Origin of the sequence: Streptomyces hokutonensis, assembly GCF_000376565.1 — a bacterium.
Taxonomy (GTDB): Bacteria; Actinomycetota; Actinomycetes; order Streptomycetales; family Streptomycetaceae; genus Streptomyces; species Streptomyces hokutonensis.
Map to the genome: position 1 here is coordinate 232,179 of NZ_BARG01000047.1, position 15,293 is coordinate 247,471.

The 15,293-nt window shown below is 70.1% G+C and carries 12 protein-coding genes; 6 read left to right on the top strand and 6 right to left on the bottom strand.

All coding sequences use genetic code 11. The features are described 5' to 3' along the window. The first annotated feature begins 19 nt into the window (after positions 1-19). On the top strand, positions 20-1,648 hold the full coding sequence (locus SSP08S_RS29825; RefSeq protein ID WP_019071316.1) for a flavin-containing monooxygenase: 1,629 nt from the start codon (positions 20-22) through the stop codon (positions 1,646-1,648). 63 nt (positions 1,649-1,711) lie between these two features. On the opposite strand, the gene SSP08S_RS29830 is transcribed toward SSP08S_RS29825, so the two are convergent. Together SSP08S_RS29830 and SSP08S_RS29835 are read right to left on the bottom strand one after the other, a co-directional pair. Then, on the bottom strand, positions 1,712-2,110 hold the full coding sequence (locus SSP08S_RS29830) for a nuclear transport factor 2 family protein (protein WP_019071317.1): 399 nt from the start codon (positions 2,108-2,110) through the stop codon (positions 1,712-1,714). A gap of 46 nt (positions 2,111-2,156) precedes the next feature. Continuing rightward, positions 2,157-2,555, bottom strand: coding sequence for a nuclear transport factor 2 family protein (locus SSP08S_RS29835; RefSeq protein ID WP_019071318.1), 399 nt, complete (start codon positions 2,553-2,555; stop codon positions 2,157-2,159). Between the two features lie 156 nt (positions 2,556-2,711). Between SSP08S_RS29835 and SSP08S_RS29840 the strand changes: the two genes are divergently transcribed. Then, positions 2,712-3,761, top strand: a complete 1,050-nt coding sequence (locus tag SSP08S_RS29840) for a cyclase family protein (protein ID WP_026178942.1) — start codon at positions 2,712-2,714, stop codon at positions 3,759-3,761. Between the two features lie 65 nt (positions 3,762-3,826). On the opposite strand, the gene SSP08S_RS29845 is transcribed toward SSP08S_RS29840, so the two are convergent. Then, positions 3,827-5,815 (bottom strand): alpha-ketoacid dehydrogenase subunit alpha/beta, encoded by a 1,989-nt coding sequence (locus SSP08S_RS29845; protein ID WP_019071320.1) that lies wholly within the window; start codon positions 5,813-5,815, stop codon positions 3,827-3,829. A gap of 141 nt (positions 5,816-5,956) precedes the next feature. On the opposite strand from SSP08S_RS29845, the gene SSP08S_RS29850 reads away from it, so the two are divergent. Further along, a complete protein-coding gene (locus tag SSP08S_RS29850) occupies positions 5,957-6,670 on the top strand; it encodes a TetR/AcrR family transcriptional regulator (RefSeq protein WP_019071321.1) in 714 nt (237 codons plus the stop codon). A gap of 49 nt (positions 6,671-6,719) precedes the next feature. Here SSP08S_RS29850 and SSP08S_RS29855 read toward each other — a convergent pair whose 3' ends face one another. The 3 genes from SSP08S_RS29855 to SSP08S_RS29865 all read right to left on the bottom strand — a co-directional run bounded on the left by SSP08S_RS29855 (position 6,720) and on the right by SSP08S_RS29865 (position 9,764). Further along, positions 6,720-7,874, bottom strand: a complete 1,155-nt coding sequence (locus SSP08S_RS29855; protein WP_019071322.1) for an acyl-CoA dehydrogenase family protein — start codon at positions 7,872-7,874, stop codon at positions 6,720-6,722. A 1-nt stretch (position 7,875) separates the two neighbouring features. Then, complete coding sequence (locus SSP08S_RS29860; RefSeq protein WP_026178943.1) at positions 7,876-8,934, bottom strand: 2,3-butanediol dehydrogenase; 1,059 nt, start codon at positions 8,932-8,934, stop codon at positions 7,876-7,878. A 74-nt stretch (positions 8,935-9,008) separates the two neighbouring features. Further along, the gene (locus SSP08S_RS29865) at positions 9,009-9,764 is read right to left on the bottom strand and encodes an enoyl-CoA hydratase/isomerase family protein (RefSeq protein WP_026178944.1); all 756 of its coding nucleotides are present in this window, start codon (positions 9,762-9,764) and stop codon (positions 9,009-9,011) included. A 232-nt stretch (positions 9,765-9,996) separates the two neighbouring features. Between SSP08S_RS29865 and SSP08S_RS29870 the strand changes: the two genes are divergently transcribed. The 3 genes from SSP08S_RS29870 (at position 9,997) to SSP08S_RS29885 (ending at position 15,283) form a co-directional block, all read left to right on the top strand. After that, positions 9,997-11,532, top strand: a complete 1,536-nt coding sequence (locus SSP08S_RS29870; RefSeq protein WP_019071325.1) for an acyl-CoA synthetase — start codon at positions 9,997-9,999, stop codon at positions 11,530-11,532. 3 nt (positions 11,533-11,535) lie between these two features. Beyond that, positions 11,536-12,315 carry an SDR family NAD(P)-dependent oxidoreductase gene (locus tag SSP08S_RS29875; protein ID WP_019071326.1) on the top strand — a complete coding sequence of 260 codons (780 nt, stop codon included), beginning with the start codon at positions 11,536-11,538 and terminating at the stop codon, positions 12,313-12,315. Positions 12,316-12,508: 193 nt separating this feature from the next. Further along, on the top strand, positions 12,509-15,283 hold the full coding sequence (locus SSP08S_RS29885; protein ID WP_019071328.1) for an ATP-binding protein: 2,775 nt from the start codon (positions 12,509-12,511) through the stop codon (positions 15,281-15,283). Positions 15,284-15,293: the final 10 nt, after the last annotated feature.

Here is a 15,293-nt window from a genome sequence, read left to right on the forward strand (position 1 = left end):
CAGTCACCATGGAGCGCAAATGAGCGAATCTTCGAAGCCGGCGGTCCAGGACCGGGTCGACGTCCTCGTCATCGGGGCCGGCGTCACCGGCATCTACCAGCTGTACACCGCCCGCGAGGCGGGCTTCTCGGTGCGGCTCCTCGAGGCGGGCACGGGTGTGGGCGGCACCTGGTACTGGAACCGCTACCCCGAGGCGCGCTTCGACTCCGAGAGCTACACCTACGGCTACCTGTTCTCGAAGGAGCTGTGGGAGGAGTGGGAGTGGTCGGAGCGGTTCGCGGGCCAGCCCGAGATCGAGCGCTACTTCAACCACGTCGTCGACAGGTTCGACCTGCGGCGCGACATCCGCACCGGCGTCAAGGTCACCTCGGCCGTCTTCGACGAGCCCTCCGGCACCTGGACCGTCCGGGGCAGCGACGGCACCGAGGTCAGGGCCCGCTATGTCGTCGCGGCCACCGGCAACCTCTCGGTGCCGTTCATCCCGAACATCCCCGGCCGCGAGGACTTCCGCGGCGAGCAGCACCACACCTCGCGCTGGCCGAAGACCCCCGTCGACTTCACCGGCAAGCGGGTCGCCCAGATCGGCACCGGCTCCAGCGGGGTGCAGATCATCTCCGCGATCGCCGACGACGTAGCGCAGTTGACGGTGTATCAGAAGGACGCGGACTGGCTCACGCCGCTCAACAACGCGCCGATCACGCCCGAGGAACAGGCCGAGCTCAAGGCCAACTTCGAGTCCATCCGGGACACGCTGAACACCTCGCCGAGCGGCTTCCTGCACCAGATCGTCATGCACTCCGGCCTCGACGACAGCCCGGAGGACCGCCAGGCGTTCTACGAGGAGCGGTGGAACGGTCCAGGCTTCACCAAGCTCACCGAGCACTACATGGACATGCTGTCGAACGAGACCGTCAACGCCGAGTGGTGCGCGTTCATGGCGGACAAGATCCGCAGCATCGTCAAGGACCCTGAAACTGCTGACAAGTTGATCCCCAAGGGGCATGGCTACGGCGGCCGGCGGCCCCCCTTCGGCACCGGCTACTACGAGACGTACAACAAGCCGAACGTCTCCCTCGTCGACATCAACACGACGCCGATCACCCGCATCACCGAGGACGGCATCGAAACCGCCGACGGTGTCGAGGAGTTCGACATCATCATCTGGGCCACCGGCTACGACTTCGGCACCGGCGCCCTCAACAGGCTCGGTGTACAAGGCCGGCAGGGCCTCCCGCTGAAGGACTACTGGGCGGACGGCCCGCGCACCTACCTCGGTGTCGCCACGGCCGGCTTCCCCAACTTCTTCTTCCCCGGCGGCCCGCACGGCGCGACCGGCAACAACCCGCGCTACGCCGGCGACCAGGTCGAGATCATCACCGACGTCATCGTCCACGCGCGCGACCACGGCTACGACGTCATCGAGGTCACCGAGGCGGCCGAGGAGGAGTGGACGGACAGCATGAACAACAGCAAGATGTCGTCCTTCCTGGAGAGCAGCTACTTCTACGGCGGCAACATCCCCGGCAAGCCGGTCAAGCAGCTCCTCAACCCCACGGGCCGCTGGGCGCTCCAGGAGGCGATCAACACCGTGAAGCAGAACGACTTCCCGACCTTCGTCCTCTCCAAGGCCGAGAGCCCGGACGCCTGAACGCCCGGACGCCCGTGCCGCCCTGGACGTGGGCGGCACGGGCGTCCGGGGCTCCGCCGAGGTCTACTCGGCGAAGGTCGTGACCCGGTGCTGGAACAGCCATGCGCCGTCGTGCCGGCGCAGGACGTCGTCGTAGCGCCCGACCATCTGTACCGTCCAGCCCGCCTCGCCGCGTGCGAAGAACGCCAGGTTGCTGGTGGCCGTCGCCTCGTCCTCGGTGGCGGAGGTGACGACGGTGTTGGCGATCAGGTGCAACTGCGGCGCCTGGGGCGCGAAGCCGCCGAAGCCCTGCCGTATCGCCTCCCGGCCCTCGAACTTGGCCATGCCGACGATCTCGGCGACGCCGTCGGGGGTGTACAGGGCGGCGATCTCGTCGGCCCGTCCGGCGTCCAGGGCCTGGGCGTAGGCCGCGATGGCGGTCTGGACGGCCGCCGTGACGGACGCGTCGATCGATGTGGTCATCTCACTCCAAGGTCGAGAAGGTCAACTGGCTTGCTGAGGAGGGCCGTTACGCCTGGTACGTGGTCTTCCTGCGGTGCAGCAGCCAGGTGCCGTCCTGGCGGCGCAGGGTGTCGTCGTAGTGCCCGACCACGCCGATCGCCCAGCCTGCCTCGCCGCGCTGGAGGAAGGCCACGTCGCTCAGCGCGCGGGCCTCGTCCTCGCCCGTGGACGTCACGACGGTGTTGGTCACGAGGTGCAGCTGCGGCTGGGTCGGCTCCCATCCCTTGAAGGCCGCGTGGATCGCGTCGTGGCCCTCGATCGGGTCCATGCCCGGCAGTTCGAGGACGCCGTCGGGCGTGTACAGCGCCACGACGTCGTCGGTGCGGCCGGCGTCCTGGGCCTGGGTGTGCGCGCCGAGCACGGCCCGTACGCCCGCCACGACCCACGCCTGTGTGGATTCGCTCATTCTTCGCTCCAAGGTCGGGTGTTTCGACCACTCAGTCTATTGATGAGTCGAAGATAAAGGGAGGGGGGTGCGCAGGATTCGTTGACCGATCGGTACAATCACAAATAACATGCGGGCGGCTGGTCAACGGGGACTGTCGCCGAAGGAGGCGTGATCATGACGAAGCGTTGGAAGCAGCGTCCGCCGGGCTCCACGTGGGGCGATTGGGGTGATGACGACGAACTGGGTCGCATCAACCTGCTCACCCCCGAGAAGGTGCTCCAGGGGGTCCGCGAGGTCGAGCACGGCATCAGCTTCAGCCTGAGCCTGCCGCTCGACTATCCGGGCGGGAGCGAGCTGAACCAGCGGCGCTACCCTCCGATCCTGCGGCCCACCGAGGACCTCGAACACAAGCAGGACGTCTTCTACAACATCAAGGCGCGCGAGCACTTCTCGCCGCACCTCAGGGACGTCTGGTCCGACGACGTGGTGACCCTCTGGCTCCAGTACTCGACCCAGTGGGACGCGCTCGCCCACCAGGGCCAGGAGTTCGACGCCGACGGCGACGGCGTCGAGGAGGCGGTCTACTACAACGGCTACCGCGCGGACACCGACATCGTCGGACCGCAGGAGGACGCCAAGGGCGACGGCAGCGGCACCCTCGGTTTCGCCCGCCACCTCGGCCTCGAGCACATGGCGGAGCACGGGGTCCAGGGCCGGGGCGTCCTGATCGACCTCGCCCACCACCTGGGCAACACCTGGCAGCCGGTCAACCTGAAGACGCTCCAGGAGATCATGGCGGCGGACAACATCGTCGTCGAACCCGGCGACATGCTCCTCCTGCACACCGGCTTCGACACCGCGGTCCTCGGCTGGGGCAAGAACCCGGACCCCGTGGGCATCCACACCACGGCCTCCTACCTCGACGCGTTCGACCCGGCGCTGCTGGAGTGGATCGCCGACTCGCAGATCTCGGCGCTGATCTCGGACAACTACGCCGTCGAAGGAGTGGGCGTCGGCCCCGAGGACAACACCCCGCACTCACTGCTCCCGATCCACAACCTCTGCCTCTTCAAACTGGGCGTTCCCCTGGGCGAGTTGTGGTATCTGGAGAAGCTGGCGGCCTGGCTCCGCGAGCACGACCGCAGCCGTTTCCTGCTCACCGCGCCCCCGCTCAACCTGCCCGGCACGCAGGGCAGTCCGCTGACACCGGTCGCGACCGTCTGACAGCGCTACGACGGGAAGGGCCCCCAGAGTCTCTGGGGGCCCTTCCCGTCGTAGAACCGCTTGTTTCAGACCGCGGCGATCCGTCGCACCGTGTCCGCGATCGTGTCCCGCGACGGCAGCCAGACGTGCTCCAACGAGGGTGCGTACGGCGCCGGGACGGACGGTGGGGCGACGCGGGTGACCGGGGCGTCCAGGTGCCAGAAGCCCTCGTCGACGGCCATGGCGGAGAGTTCGGCGCCGACGCCGAAGTCTCGTACGGCCTCGTGCGCGATGACCAGGCGGTTGGTCTTGGCGAGGGAGGCGAGGACGGTCTCGCGGTCCAGCGGGGCGATCGTGCGCAGGTCGATCACCTCGACGCTGATGCCCTCGCCCGCGAGCAACTCGGCGGCGGCCAGGGCGTCCTGGACCATCCGCGACCAGGAGACGAGCGTGATGTCGGTGCCCTCGCGGATCACCTTCGCCTTGCCGAGCGGGATCAGGTGGTCGGCCGGGGGCTTGGGGCCCTTGAGGCCGTACTGGAGGCGGTTCTCCACGAAGACCACCGGGTTCGGGTCCTGGATCGCGGCGCGCAACAGGCCATAGGTGTCGGCGGGGTTGGACGGCATCACCACCGTCAGGCCGGGGATGTGCGCGAGGATGGCCTCCAGGCTCTGCGAGTGCTGGCTGCCCGAGGAGCGGCCGGCGCCGAACTGGGTGCGGACGACCAGCGGCATGGAGGCCCGGCCGCCGGTCATGAAGCGGAGTTTGGCGGCCTGGTTGAGGAGCATGTCGAGGCAGACGCCGATGAAGTCCATGTACATGATCTCGACCACCGGCTTCATCCCGGCCATGGCCGCCCCCACCGCCGTACCGACGATGGCGCTCTCGCTGATCGGCGTGTCCCGCACCCGGCCGGGGAAGGCCTGCGCGAGTCCCCGGGTGAGCCCGAAGACGTTGCCGCCCGCACCGACGTCGATGCCGGCCACGAACACGCTTGGATCGGCGGTGAGTTCATGCTCCAGGGCCAGGCGTACGGCGTCCATGGAGCGGAAGATCTCGGCATCGGCCGGGAGCGGCGCGGGCTCGGGGACGGGGAGGCGGGGGGCGGAGACGTAGTCGTGCAGGGTCTCGGGGGCCGGTTCCGGCAGGCTCCTCGCCCAGTCGATCGCGGCCTCGATCTCCTTGTCGATCTCCTCGTCCACGGCGTCGGCCGCCGCCGCGTCCAGCTGGCGGCGGGCGATCAGCAGCGGGTCGCGCTCCTTGGCGGCGGCGACCTCCTCGGCGGGGCGGTAGCGCTCGGGGTCGCCTTCGTAGTGGCCGTGCCAGCGGTAGGTCTCGGCTTCGAGCAGGACCGGACCGCCGCCCGCGCGCAGCCGCGCGACCAGCCCGGTCATGGTCTGCGCGACCGCCAACACGTCGTTGCCGTCGACGTGTTGGTACTCGATGCCGTATCCGGCGGCACGCGCGGAGAGCGGGGCGCGGTGCTGCTCGGACTCGGGGGAGAACTCCGAGTAGTGGTTGTTCTCACAGAGGAAGACGACCGGCAGATCCCATACGGCGGCCAGGTTCACGGCCTCGTGGAACATGCCCTGGGCCACCGCCCCGTCCCCGAAGAACGCCACCACCACGTCACCGGCCGCGCGGAGTTTCGCGGCGGTGGCGACCCCGGCGGCGATCGGGAGGCCGGCGCCGACGATGCCGTTCGCGCCGTAGATCCCGAGGCCGGGGTCCGCGATGTGCATCGAACCGCCGCGGCCGTGGCAGGTGCCCGCGTCCTTGCCCATCAGCTCGGCCATCATCGACGCCGAGTCCAGGCCCTTGGCCAGGACGTGGCCGTGGCCGCGATGGGTGGAGGTGATGCCGTCGCGGGCGCCGAGCGGCCAGCAGGCGCCGACGGCGCTCGCCTCCTGGCCGATCGACAGATGCAGGAAACCCGGGATCTCCGTCGCCTTGTACAGGTCGGAGGCCCGCTCCTCGAAGCGGCGGATGCGGCGCATCCGCCGGTACATCTCCAGGAGCTGGTCAGTCCGTGCGGTGCCGGTGGCGGTTCCGATGTGGTGCGATGCCTGAGTCATACGGTCCTCGCTTTAATGTACCGTTTGGTCTAGCAAACTAGAGCGACGTCCCCGGGGCCGCTTCCCCCAGGCGTGCCGCAGCGCGGCGCCTGTGCGGGCCCGGGACAGCACGAACGTCGTCACAGCCAGGGGAGAGAAGACATGCCACGACCGCCGGGTCATGGGCCGGGCTTCGAAGTCAGACGCCAGAAGATCATCGACACCGCGGCGTCCCTGTTCGCGCAACAGGGCTACGCGGCGACCTCCATCAACGATCTGGGCCGCGCGGTCGGGCTCGCCAAGGGTGCCCTGTACTACTACATCGGCTCCAAGGAGAACCTGCTGATCGAGATCCAGTCGCGGGTGCTCGGCCCGCTGCTGGCCCGCGCCAAGGAGATCGCGGCCCTCGACGAGGTGCCGCTGCTGCGGCTGCGCCTTCTGTCCGAGTCGCTGCTGACGATCATCTTCCGCCGGCTCGACCACATCTGGGTCTACGAGCACGACTACCGCAGCCTCAGCGGCAAGGAGCTGGAGATCGTGCTGCGGCAGCGCGCCGACTTCGAGCACCTGATCACCGGCCTGCTCACCGAGGCCGTCGAGGAGGGGACCTTCCGCGCGGTCGAACCGCACCTGGCCACCCTCCAGTTCCTCAACCTGCACAACCACACCTATCAGTGGGTGCGTCCCGGCGGCAGTTGGGACGCCGCGTTCCTGTCGGGCGAGTACTGCTCGACGCTGTTCCGCGGTTTCGCCGCGTCCGTCGGCGACCTGCCCGATGTCGAGGCGCTGGCCGCCGAGTTCAAGCGCGCCCGGCCCGAACTGCCCCTCGATCCCGAGGCGTTGTGGGAGTCGGAGTCGGTCTCCGTCGCGAGCTGACCGGATCCGCGGTGCGCCGCCGCTTCGGCGCACCGCGGGACCCGTCGCCTCACGCGCCCTTGACGAGGGCCCTGGCGATGACATTGCGCTGGATCTCGTTCGTGCCCTCGCCGATCTCCAGGATCTTGGCGTCGGCGTAGAAACGGGAGATCTCCGACTCGCGTACGTACCCGTAGCCGCCGTGGATCTGAACCGCCTGCGAGGCGGCCCGGTTGGCGACCTCGGAGGCGTACAGCTTGGCCATCGCGGCCTCCGTGCTGTGCGGACGGCCCTGGTCGGCGAGCCACGCGGCGCGGTACACCATCCAGCGGGCCGCCTGGTACTCCGTACCCATGTCGGCGATCTTGTGCGCCACGGCCTGGAAGTCGGAGAGCGGACGCCCGAACTGGTGCCGTTCCTTGGCGTGTTTGACCGCGAGGGCCAGTGCCGCCTTGGCCAGCGAGAGGCCCAGCGCGGCCACGCTGATCCGGCCGCCGTCGAGCACGGACAGGAACTGCCGCAGGCCGTTGCCCTCCTCGCCGATCAGATGGTCGTCGGAGACCCAGCAGTCGGCGAACACCAACTCCCTTGTGTCCATGGCGTGCCAGCCGAGCTTCTTCAGCTTCGCGCCGACCGTGTAACCGGGCGTGCCCGTCGGCACGTAGAAGGTCGCGTAGCCCTTCCGGCCGTCCGCGCCCTTGCCGGTCGTGGCGAGCAGGGTGACGCCCTGGCTGATGTCGGTGCCCGCGTTGGTGATGAACATCTTCGTGCCGTTGATCACCCAACCCCCGTCCGCCCGGCGGGCGGTGGTCGCGATGCCGGCCGCGTCGGAGCCGGCGTCCGGCTCGGTCAGCCCGAACGCGCCGATCGCCTCGCCCTTCGCCAGCGGGGTCAGCCAGCGCCGCTTCTGCTCCTCGGTGCCGTACGCGAGCAGCGGCAGCGTGCCGATGGTCGAGTGCGCGTTCCACGAGGAGGCCACCGACTGGTCGGCGGCGCCGAGTTCCTCCATCACCGCGACATAGGTGACCGTGTCCGAGCCCGCCCCGCCGTACTCCTCCGGCACGAGCATGCCCATCAGGCCGAGTTCGCCGAGCTTGGTGAAGATCTTGGTGGGGAAGATCTCGTTCTCGGACCACTCGGCCGCGTGGGGCGTGATCTCGTTGGCCGCGAACTCGCGGACCATGTCCTGGAGAGCGAGGGTCTCCTCGGGCAGGTCGAAGTCCATGTCACAGTCCCTTCGGGGTCAGCAGCACCTTCAGGTGCTTGGCCCGGTCGGCGGCCAGGTCCTCGAAGACACCGGCTCCTCCCGAGAGCGGAAAACGGCCGGTGATCAGGGCGGAGGCATCCAGCCGTCCGGTGCTCATCAGATCGATCACGCGCGGGATGTCGAAGTTGTAGCCGAGCGTGCCGACCACCGACCGCTCGTAGAACACGAGTTGGCCCATGTCGAACTCGACGCTGCCGTGTCCGACGCCGGCCAGTACGACCCGTCCGCCGCGCCGCACGATCGACACGGCCTGGCCCGCGAGGGCGGGCACGCCGGTCGCGTCGATGACGACGTCCGGGCCGATGCGGTTCGTTCGCACGAACACCTCGCGCCGTACGTCGCTCGCGCGCGGGTCGAAGGCCTCGGTGACGCCGATGCCGAGCAGCATCTCGCGGCGGCCGGCCAGGGGTTCGCTCACGAACAGGCCTGCGGCGCCCGCGATTTGGGCGGCCAGGACGACTGCCACGCCGATCGGGCCGCCGCCGACCACGAGGACGTTGTCGCCCGGTTTGACGCCGGCGCGGGTCACGGCGTGCAGGCCTACCGCCAACGGCTCTGCTACGGCGGCGAGTTCGTCGGTGACGTTGTCCGGGAGGCGGGTCAGGCCGGCCAGGGGGACGGTGACGCGTTCCGCGAAGCCGCCGGGGGAGGCCAGGCCCACCGAGCCGCTCTTGGGGCAGATGTGGTACTCGCCCCTTGTGCACCAGAAGCAGGTGCCGCAGCGCCAGACCGGGTCTGCGGTCACTCGGTCGCCGATGCCGATGCCGGGGGCAGACGCCCCCAACGCGACTACTGTGCCACTGAGTTCGTGGCCGAGGGCGAGGGGTGGCTTGGTGCCGGTAAGGGGGTGGGGGCCCTCGCGGATCATGTGGGGGCCTTCTAGGTACTCGTGGAGGTCTGTGCCGCAGACTCCGCACCAGGACACTTCTACGACGGCCTCGTGTGGGGCGGGGTCAGGTGGTTCGGGTACCTCTTCGAGACGTAGGTCTTGTGCACCGTGCCAGACGAGTGCCTCCATGTTTTTTCCGCCCCTTTCGTATCGATTGTGGCTGCGGGCCCGGTGGGGGCTGGTCGCGCAGTTCCCCGCGCCCCTTAAGGGGCGCTTCTCTTGGCGCGACTTAGAAATGCTCGGAGTCCCGTTGTCGCGTCCTCCGTGGCGAACACGCCTGTGAACAGGGATCGTTCAAGGGCAAGGCCCGCCGCCATGCTTGCGTCCGTGCCGTGGTCCACCGCCTCCTTGATCGCCTCCAGGGCTGCCGGTGGGCCCTCGGCGAGATGGCGGGCGTAGGTCTGGGCGGCCTTCAGGGCCTCGCCCGTGGGGACGACCTCATCGACCAGGCCCAGCCTGAGCGCCTCGTCCGCCTTGACCCTGCGGCCGGTCATCAGGAGGTTCTTCGCGCGGGACGGGCCGATCAGGCGGGACAGGCGTTGGGTGCCGCCGGAGCCGGGCATGATGCCTAGCTGTACTTCCGGCTGGGCGAAGATCGCGTCCTCGGCTGCCACCCGGTAGTCGGCGGCCAGGGCCAGCTCCATGCCGCCGCCGAGGGCGTAGCCGGTGACCGCCGCGATCACCGGCATGGGCAACCGCGACACCTCGTCGAAGGTGCGCTGGAGGGCGCGGTTCCAGCCTCGTATCTCCTCCGGGTCCATCGCCGCGAGGGCCTTGATGTCGGCGCCCGCGGCGAAGAGCCGGTCGCCGCCGTAGAGGACTACGGCCCGTACCGCGGGGGAGTCGGCCAGCTCGCGTACGCGGGCGGACAGCTCCTCCCGCTGGAGGGAGTCGAAGGCGTTCATCGGCGGGTTGTCGAGGCGGAGCGTGACGACCGGTCCGTCGGTGTCCAGCCGGATGCGTGGCACGTGGGAACCCTCCTCGTCGGCGGAAGCGGCGGAAGCGGCGGCACGAGCGCTCGGATGGTTGTCGATGCGCACGCGCCGTCGTAAAGTGCGGCTCATAGGTTTTATAGACCAAGGGGTACACTAAATTATGTGAGTGGGCAACCGACCGGTCGGGATCCGGTTTGCCCCATGAGCCGTGGTCGAGCCGTGTTCAGCGCCGAACACCACAGAGCGAGAGTGAGCCGTGCACAATTTCGCGAGCATCCTCGATTACCACCTGGCACAGCGGCCCGAGGCCGTCGCCGTCGTCCAGGACGAGCGTTCTCTGACCGTCCGTCAACTGCACGAGCGCGTGAACCAGTTGGCGGCGGGCCTGGCCGAGCTGGGCGTCGGGCGCGGCGATGTCGTAGGTCTGCTGCTCTACAACCAGCCGGAGTTCCTGGAGCTGGTGTACGCCGTCAACCGGCTCGGCGCGGTCTTCCTGCCGCTCAACTACCGCCTCTCCGAAGAGGAATGGCAGTACATCCTCGGGCACGCGCAGGCCAAGGTGATCGTCACCGAGCCGGAGTTCGTCCGGGCGGTGGAGCGCAGCGCCGGGTGTCTGACGGATCTTGAGCACCGGGTGCTGATCGGCGGAGGTGAGCCCTCCGAGGAGCCGTGGACGGACTACGAGGAGTTGCTGGCCCGGCACAAGGGGGAGCGGGTGGAGCCCGTGGACGTCGAACTCGACGATCTTCAGCGGCTCATGTACACCTCGGGGACCACGTCACGGCCCAAGGGTGTGCGGATCACCTACGGCAACCTCGAGGCCAAGAACCTCGCTCACATCGTCCACTTCGGTCTTACGGCGGCGGACACCACGCTGGTGTGCGGGCCGCTCTACCACGTGGGCGGGCTGGACATGCCGGCCCTCGGGGTGCTGCACGCGGGCGGGAGTGTCGTCCTTCAGCGGAAGTTCGATCCGCAGGGCGTGCTGGACGCGATCGAGAAGCACCGGGTCACCAATGCGTGGCTGGCGCCCGCCATGGTCAACGCGGTGCTGGAGGTGCCCGACCGCGAGGAGTACGACACCAGCTCGGTGCGCTTCATCCTCGGCGGCGGCGAGAAGACCCCCGAGCCCGTGCTGCGGCGGATCATGACCGCCTTCCCGAACGCCTGGTTCGCCGATGCCTACGGCCTGACCGAGACCGTCTCCGGTGACACCTTCCTCGACCGCGAGCACGCCCTGTCCAAGCTGGGGTCGGTCGGGCGTCCCGTGCCGCAGACACGCGTGCGGATCGTCGACGACACGGGCGTCGAGGTTCCGGCCGGTGAGCTGGGAGAGATCACGCTGCGCGGGCCGAAGGTCTTCGCCGGGTACTGGCGGGACGAGAAGGCCACGGCGGCGGCGCTGCGGGACGGCTGGTTCCACACCGGCGACATCGGGCACGTCGACGAGGACGGCTTCCTCTACATCGACGACCGGAAGAAGGACATGATCGTCTCGGGCGGCGAGAACATCGCCACGCCCGAGGTGGAGCGCGTGCTGTACGAGCACCCGGCGGTGCTGGAGGCCGCCGTGGTCGGGCTCAACCATCCCCGGTGGGGTGAAGTGCCGCGCGCCTTCGTGGTGTTCAGGCCCGGCGAGGACGCCGGCGCGGAGGAGCTGCGGGAGTTCTGCCGGGCCCGGCTCGCCAAGTTCAAGGTGCCGGCCCGCTTCGACATCGTCGACGAGCTGCCCCGCACCCCGTCCGGCAAGGTCCTCAAGCGGACCCTGCGCGACATCCCCGCGGAGGGCTGAGAGATGAGCGACCTGAAAGACGTGAATGCCCAACTCCGGCTCGACGGGCGGACGGTGTGGGTGACGGGTGCGGGCAAGGGGCTCGGGCGGGCGATCGCCGTCGCGCTCTCCCAGGCGGGCGCGACCGTGGCCGCAACGGCCCGTACCGCGGCGGACCTCGAGAGTCTGGAGGCCGAACTCGCCGCGCACGGCGGCAAGGTGCTGGTGCTGCCCGGTTCGGTCGCCGACTCCACCGTCGTACGGACCGTCGTCGAGCGCATCACCGACGACACCGGGCGCCTCGACGCGGTCGTCAACTGCGCCGGTACGAGCCCGCACTTCACCCGCAGCGAGCGGGTCACCGACGAGGACTGGCAGCAGGTCCTCGACGTCAATCTCCAGGGCACCTTCTACTGCTGCCGCGAGGCCGGCAAGGTGATGCTGGAGCAGCGGTCGGGCTCGATCGTCAACGTCTCCTCGGTGCACGCACGTACCGGCTTCGAGCGGATCGCCGCCTACGCGGCCAGCAAGGGCGGGGTCGAGGCCCTCACCAAGGCCCTCGCTGTCGAGTGGGCCGACCGCGGGGTGCGGGTCAACGCCCTCGCGCCCGGCTACTTCCACACCGACCTCAGCTCCGGTCTGCTGGCCAGCCGCTGGGGCGAACGCATCGTCGACAGCACGCCGTTGGGCCGCGTGGGAGACGTGGAGGAGCTCGGCGGTGCCGCCGTCTTCCTCGCCTCGGACGCCTCGCGGTTCGTCACCGGGACCACCCTCACGGTGGACGGCGGGTGGACCGCGCGCTAGTTGAGGTCCGCCACGCTGATGACACCGGGCGCGGAGTCGGTCGTCCGTGAGTCGTCCTGTCCGTGAAGTCGCTTGAAGAAGCCCGGTCGTCCCGTCATGGTGAGGTGGGGGACGAGGTCCGAATCGTTGTGGCAGTGCGACTTCGCGGCCTGCACTCTTCCGTTGATGCGGTGGCTCAGGGGGAGGGATCCGCATGCTGGGACGGATGCCGGAAACGGTGTTTCTGGGCCGTACGGACGAACTCACGCGGATGGACGCCCGGTTGCGCCGCGTCGGGCACAGCGAGCCCCAGGTCGTCGTGATCGACGGACCGGCCGGGATCGGGAAGACGTCACTCGTGCGCCGGTTCGTGGAGGACCTCGGACCGGCGTGCCGGGTGTTGCGGGCCAGCGGCTCGGAGAGCGAGACGGACCTCCCGTACGGCGTGCTGACCCAGTTGGTGGCGGCCCTGGCCGACGAACCGGACGCTCCGCTCCGGGGACTGGGCGGCTGCGGGCGGCCCGGGTCCTCGCTGCCGGATCCGATCGGGGTCGGCTCGGCGCTGATCGACGCTCTCGGCAGGGCTCAGGACCGGTCCCTGGTCGTCCTGGTGATCGACGACACGAACTGGGCCGACACGCCCTCGCTGCACGCGCTCACGTTCGTCCTGCGGCGGCTGCGGGTGGACCGGGTGCTGACGCTGCTGACGGCCCGCGACACCGTCGACCCGCGACTGCCCGCGGGACTGCGCCGGATCCTGGCGGAGGACAGCACACTCAGGCTGACGCTGGACGGACTGAGCGTCGACGAACTGGCCGAACTCAGCGGCGCCCTGGGCGCCGCCCCGCTGTCGCGGAGGGCGGCCGCCCGCCTGCAGGCGCACACCCACGGCAATCCGCTGCACACCCGGGCCCTGCTCGACCAGGTACCCTCCGACGTTCTCGCCGCGAGCGACGCGGCGCTGCCCGCCCCGCGCAGCTATGTGCGCCTCGTCCACGACCGGCTCGCCGACTGCACCCCACCCGCCCGGCAACTGGTGGGCGCCGCCAGCGTGTTGGGCAGGTCCAGCCCGCTCCACCTGGCCGCGCGGGTCGGCGGAGTGACCCTCGCGCTGGACGCCCTGGAGGAGGCGGTGGCGGCCGGACTGCTGACCGAGGAACCGGCCGCCGACCTGCCCCGGGTGATCTTCGCCCACCCCCTGCAACAGGCCGCCGTCTACCAGGGGTTGGGCCCCAGGCGACGCTCGGAGCTGCACGAGGCGGCGGCACGCCTCGCGGACGAACCGGCCGAGGCGCTGCGCCACCGCGCCCGTGCCGCCGTACAGCCCGACGCGGACCTCGCGGACGAACTGGCCGCGTACGCCGCCCGGCAGGCCGGTGAAGGCGCCTGGTCGGCAGCGGCCGCCCACCTGATGTCGAGCGCCCGGCTGACCGCCGACCGCACCCGCGCCGAGGAGCGGACCGTCCGGGCGGTGGAGTACCTGCTGCTCGCGGGAGACGTCGGGCAGGCCGTCGAACTCACCGAAACCGTACGCGGGTTGCAGCAGACCGCCCAGCAGCAGTACGTACTCGGGCGCCTCGCCCTGGAGTCCGGCCGCCAGGACGAGGCCCGCCGCGAGCTCACCGCCGCCTGGCGCAGCCGGAGCGCCGACACCGAGCCGGAGACCGTGCGGTGCATCGCCGAACAGATGGCCTGGCTGTGTCTCATCCAGAGCGACGGACACGGCGCGGTCGGCTGGGCCCGCCGGGGACTCGACACCGGACCCGGCGACCGGGCCTCGCTCCTGCGGGACGAACTCACGCTCGGGCTGGCCCTGACCGGGCAGTTCGACGAAGGGCTCAAAGCCGTCGCGGACCTCCCCGAACACGGCCCCTACTGGGGTGCCAAGGAACTGGACGGGCTGTTCGCCCGCGGCGCGCTGCACATGTGGAACGGGGAGTACGACGCCGCCTGCCGCAATCTGAGCGAGTCCGCCGCCGCACACCGAAGGGGCGGTCTGCCGTCGGTGGTCGCGCCCTCCCTGGGCTATCTCGCCGACGCCGAGTACCGCGCCGGACGCTGGGACGAGGCCATCGCCCACAGCACCCAGGCCTTGTCCCTGGCCGAGGACACCGACCACACGTCGCTGGCCCTGACCCACGCGGTCGCCGCCTATCCGCTCGCGGGCCGCGGCGAGTTCGCCGCCGCACGCGAGCACGTACGGTGTGCCGTCGAGTACGCGAGGCAACTCGCCGACGCCAACGACCTGGCGTACGCGATGAGCGCGCTGGCCCTGCTGCGGGCCGCCGAGAGCGACCACGAGGGCGTGGTCGAGGCGCTGCGTCCGCTGCTCGGCCGGGAACTGGCCTACCGCGACGCCCTCGACGAACCCGGGGTCTTCCCCTGGCACCACCTGCTGGTCGAAGGACTGGTCCGCACCGGCCGCCCGCGCGAGGCCGAGGAGGTTCTCGTCCCGTACGAGACGCTGGCCGAGACCCGCGGACGCTGGCCCGACATGGCGGCCGCCGCCCGCTGCCGCGGCATCGTCGAAGGGGCACGCGGGGACACCGACGCCGCCGACCGGGCCTTCCGGACCGGACTGCGCCACAGCGAACGGGACACCGACTGCTGGGAGCGGGCCCTGCTGCACCTCGCCTACGGCGCGTTCCTGCGCCGCGTCTCCAAACGCGGCGCCGCCGCCGTCGAACTCGACGTGGCCTGGGCGGCGTTCACCCGCCTGGACGCCGTGCCGTTCCTGGAGCAGTGCCGGGTGGAACTCGCCGCCTGCGGGCGAACCTCCGCCCGCAGGCGCAGCGCCGCGCACTCGGCACTCACACCCCAGGAACTCACCGTCGGCAGCCTCGCCGCCCAGGGCCTGAGCAACCGCCAGATCGCCCGCGAGCTGGCCCTCAGCATCAAGACCATCGAGTACCACCTCGGCCACATCTACGCGAAGCTCGGTCTTACTTCACGCGTGGGCCTCGTCGCGGCCCTGGCACCCGCACCCTGAGAGTCCGCCG

Excerpts from the sequence above, each read along its gene's own strand:
- SSP08S_RS29825 (WP_019071316.1), top strand. The coding sequence starts at position 20 with ATGAGCGAATCTTCGAAGCCGGCGGTCCAGGACCGGGTCGACGTCCTC.
- SSP08S_RS29830 (WP_019071317.1), bottom strand. The coding sequence starts at position 2,110 with ATGACCACATCGATCGACGCGTCCGTCACGGCGGCCGTCCAGACCGCC.
- SSP08S_RS29835 (WP_019071318.1), bottom strand. The coding sequence starts at position 2,555 with ATGAGCGAATCCACACAGGCGTGGGTCGTGGCGGGCGTACGGGCCGTG.
- SSP08S_RS29840 (WP_026178942.1), top strand. The coding sequence starts at position 2,712 with ATGACGAAGCGTTGGAAGCAGCGTCCGCCGGGCTCCACGTGGGGCGAT.
- SSP08S_RS29845 (WP_019071320.1), bottom strand. The coding sequence starts at position 5,815 with ATGACTCAGGCATCGCACCACATCGGAACCGCCACCGGCACCGCACGG.
- SSP08S_RS29850 (WP_019071321.1), top strand. The coding sequence starts at position 5,957 with ATGCCACGACCGCCGGGTCATGGGCCGGGCTTCGAAGTCAGACGCCAG.
- SSP08S_RS29855 (WP_019071322.1), bottom strand. The coding sequence starts at position 7,874 with ATGGACTTCGACCTGCCCGAGGAGACCCTCGCTCTCCAGGACATGGTC.
- SSP08S_RS29860 (WP_026178943.1), bottom strand. The coding sequence starts at position 8,934 with ATGGAGGCACTCGTCTGGCACGGTGCACAAGACCTACGTCTCGAAGAG.
- SSP08S_RS29875 (WP_019071326.1), top strand. The coding sequence starts at position 11,536 with ATGAGCGACCTGAAAGACGTGAATGCCCAACTCCGGCTCGACGGGCGG.
- SSP08S_RS29885 (WP_019071328.1), top strand. The coding sequence starts at position 12,509 with ATGCTGGGACGGATGCCGGAAACGGTGTTTCTGGGCCGTACGGACGAA.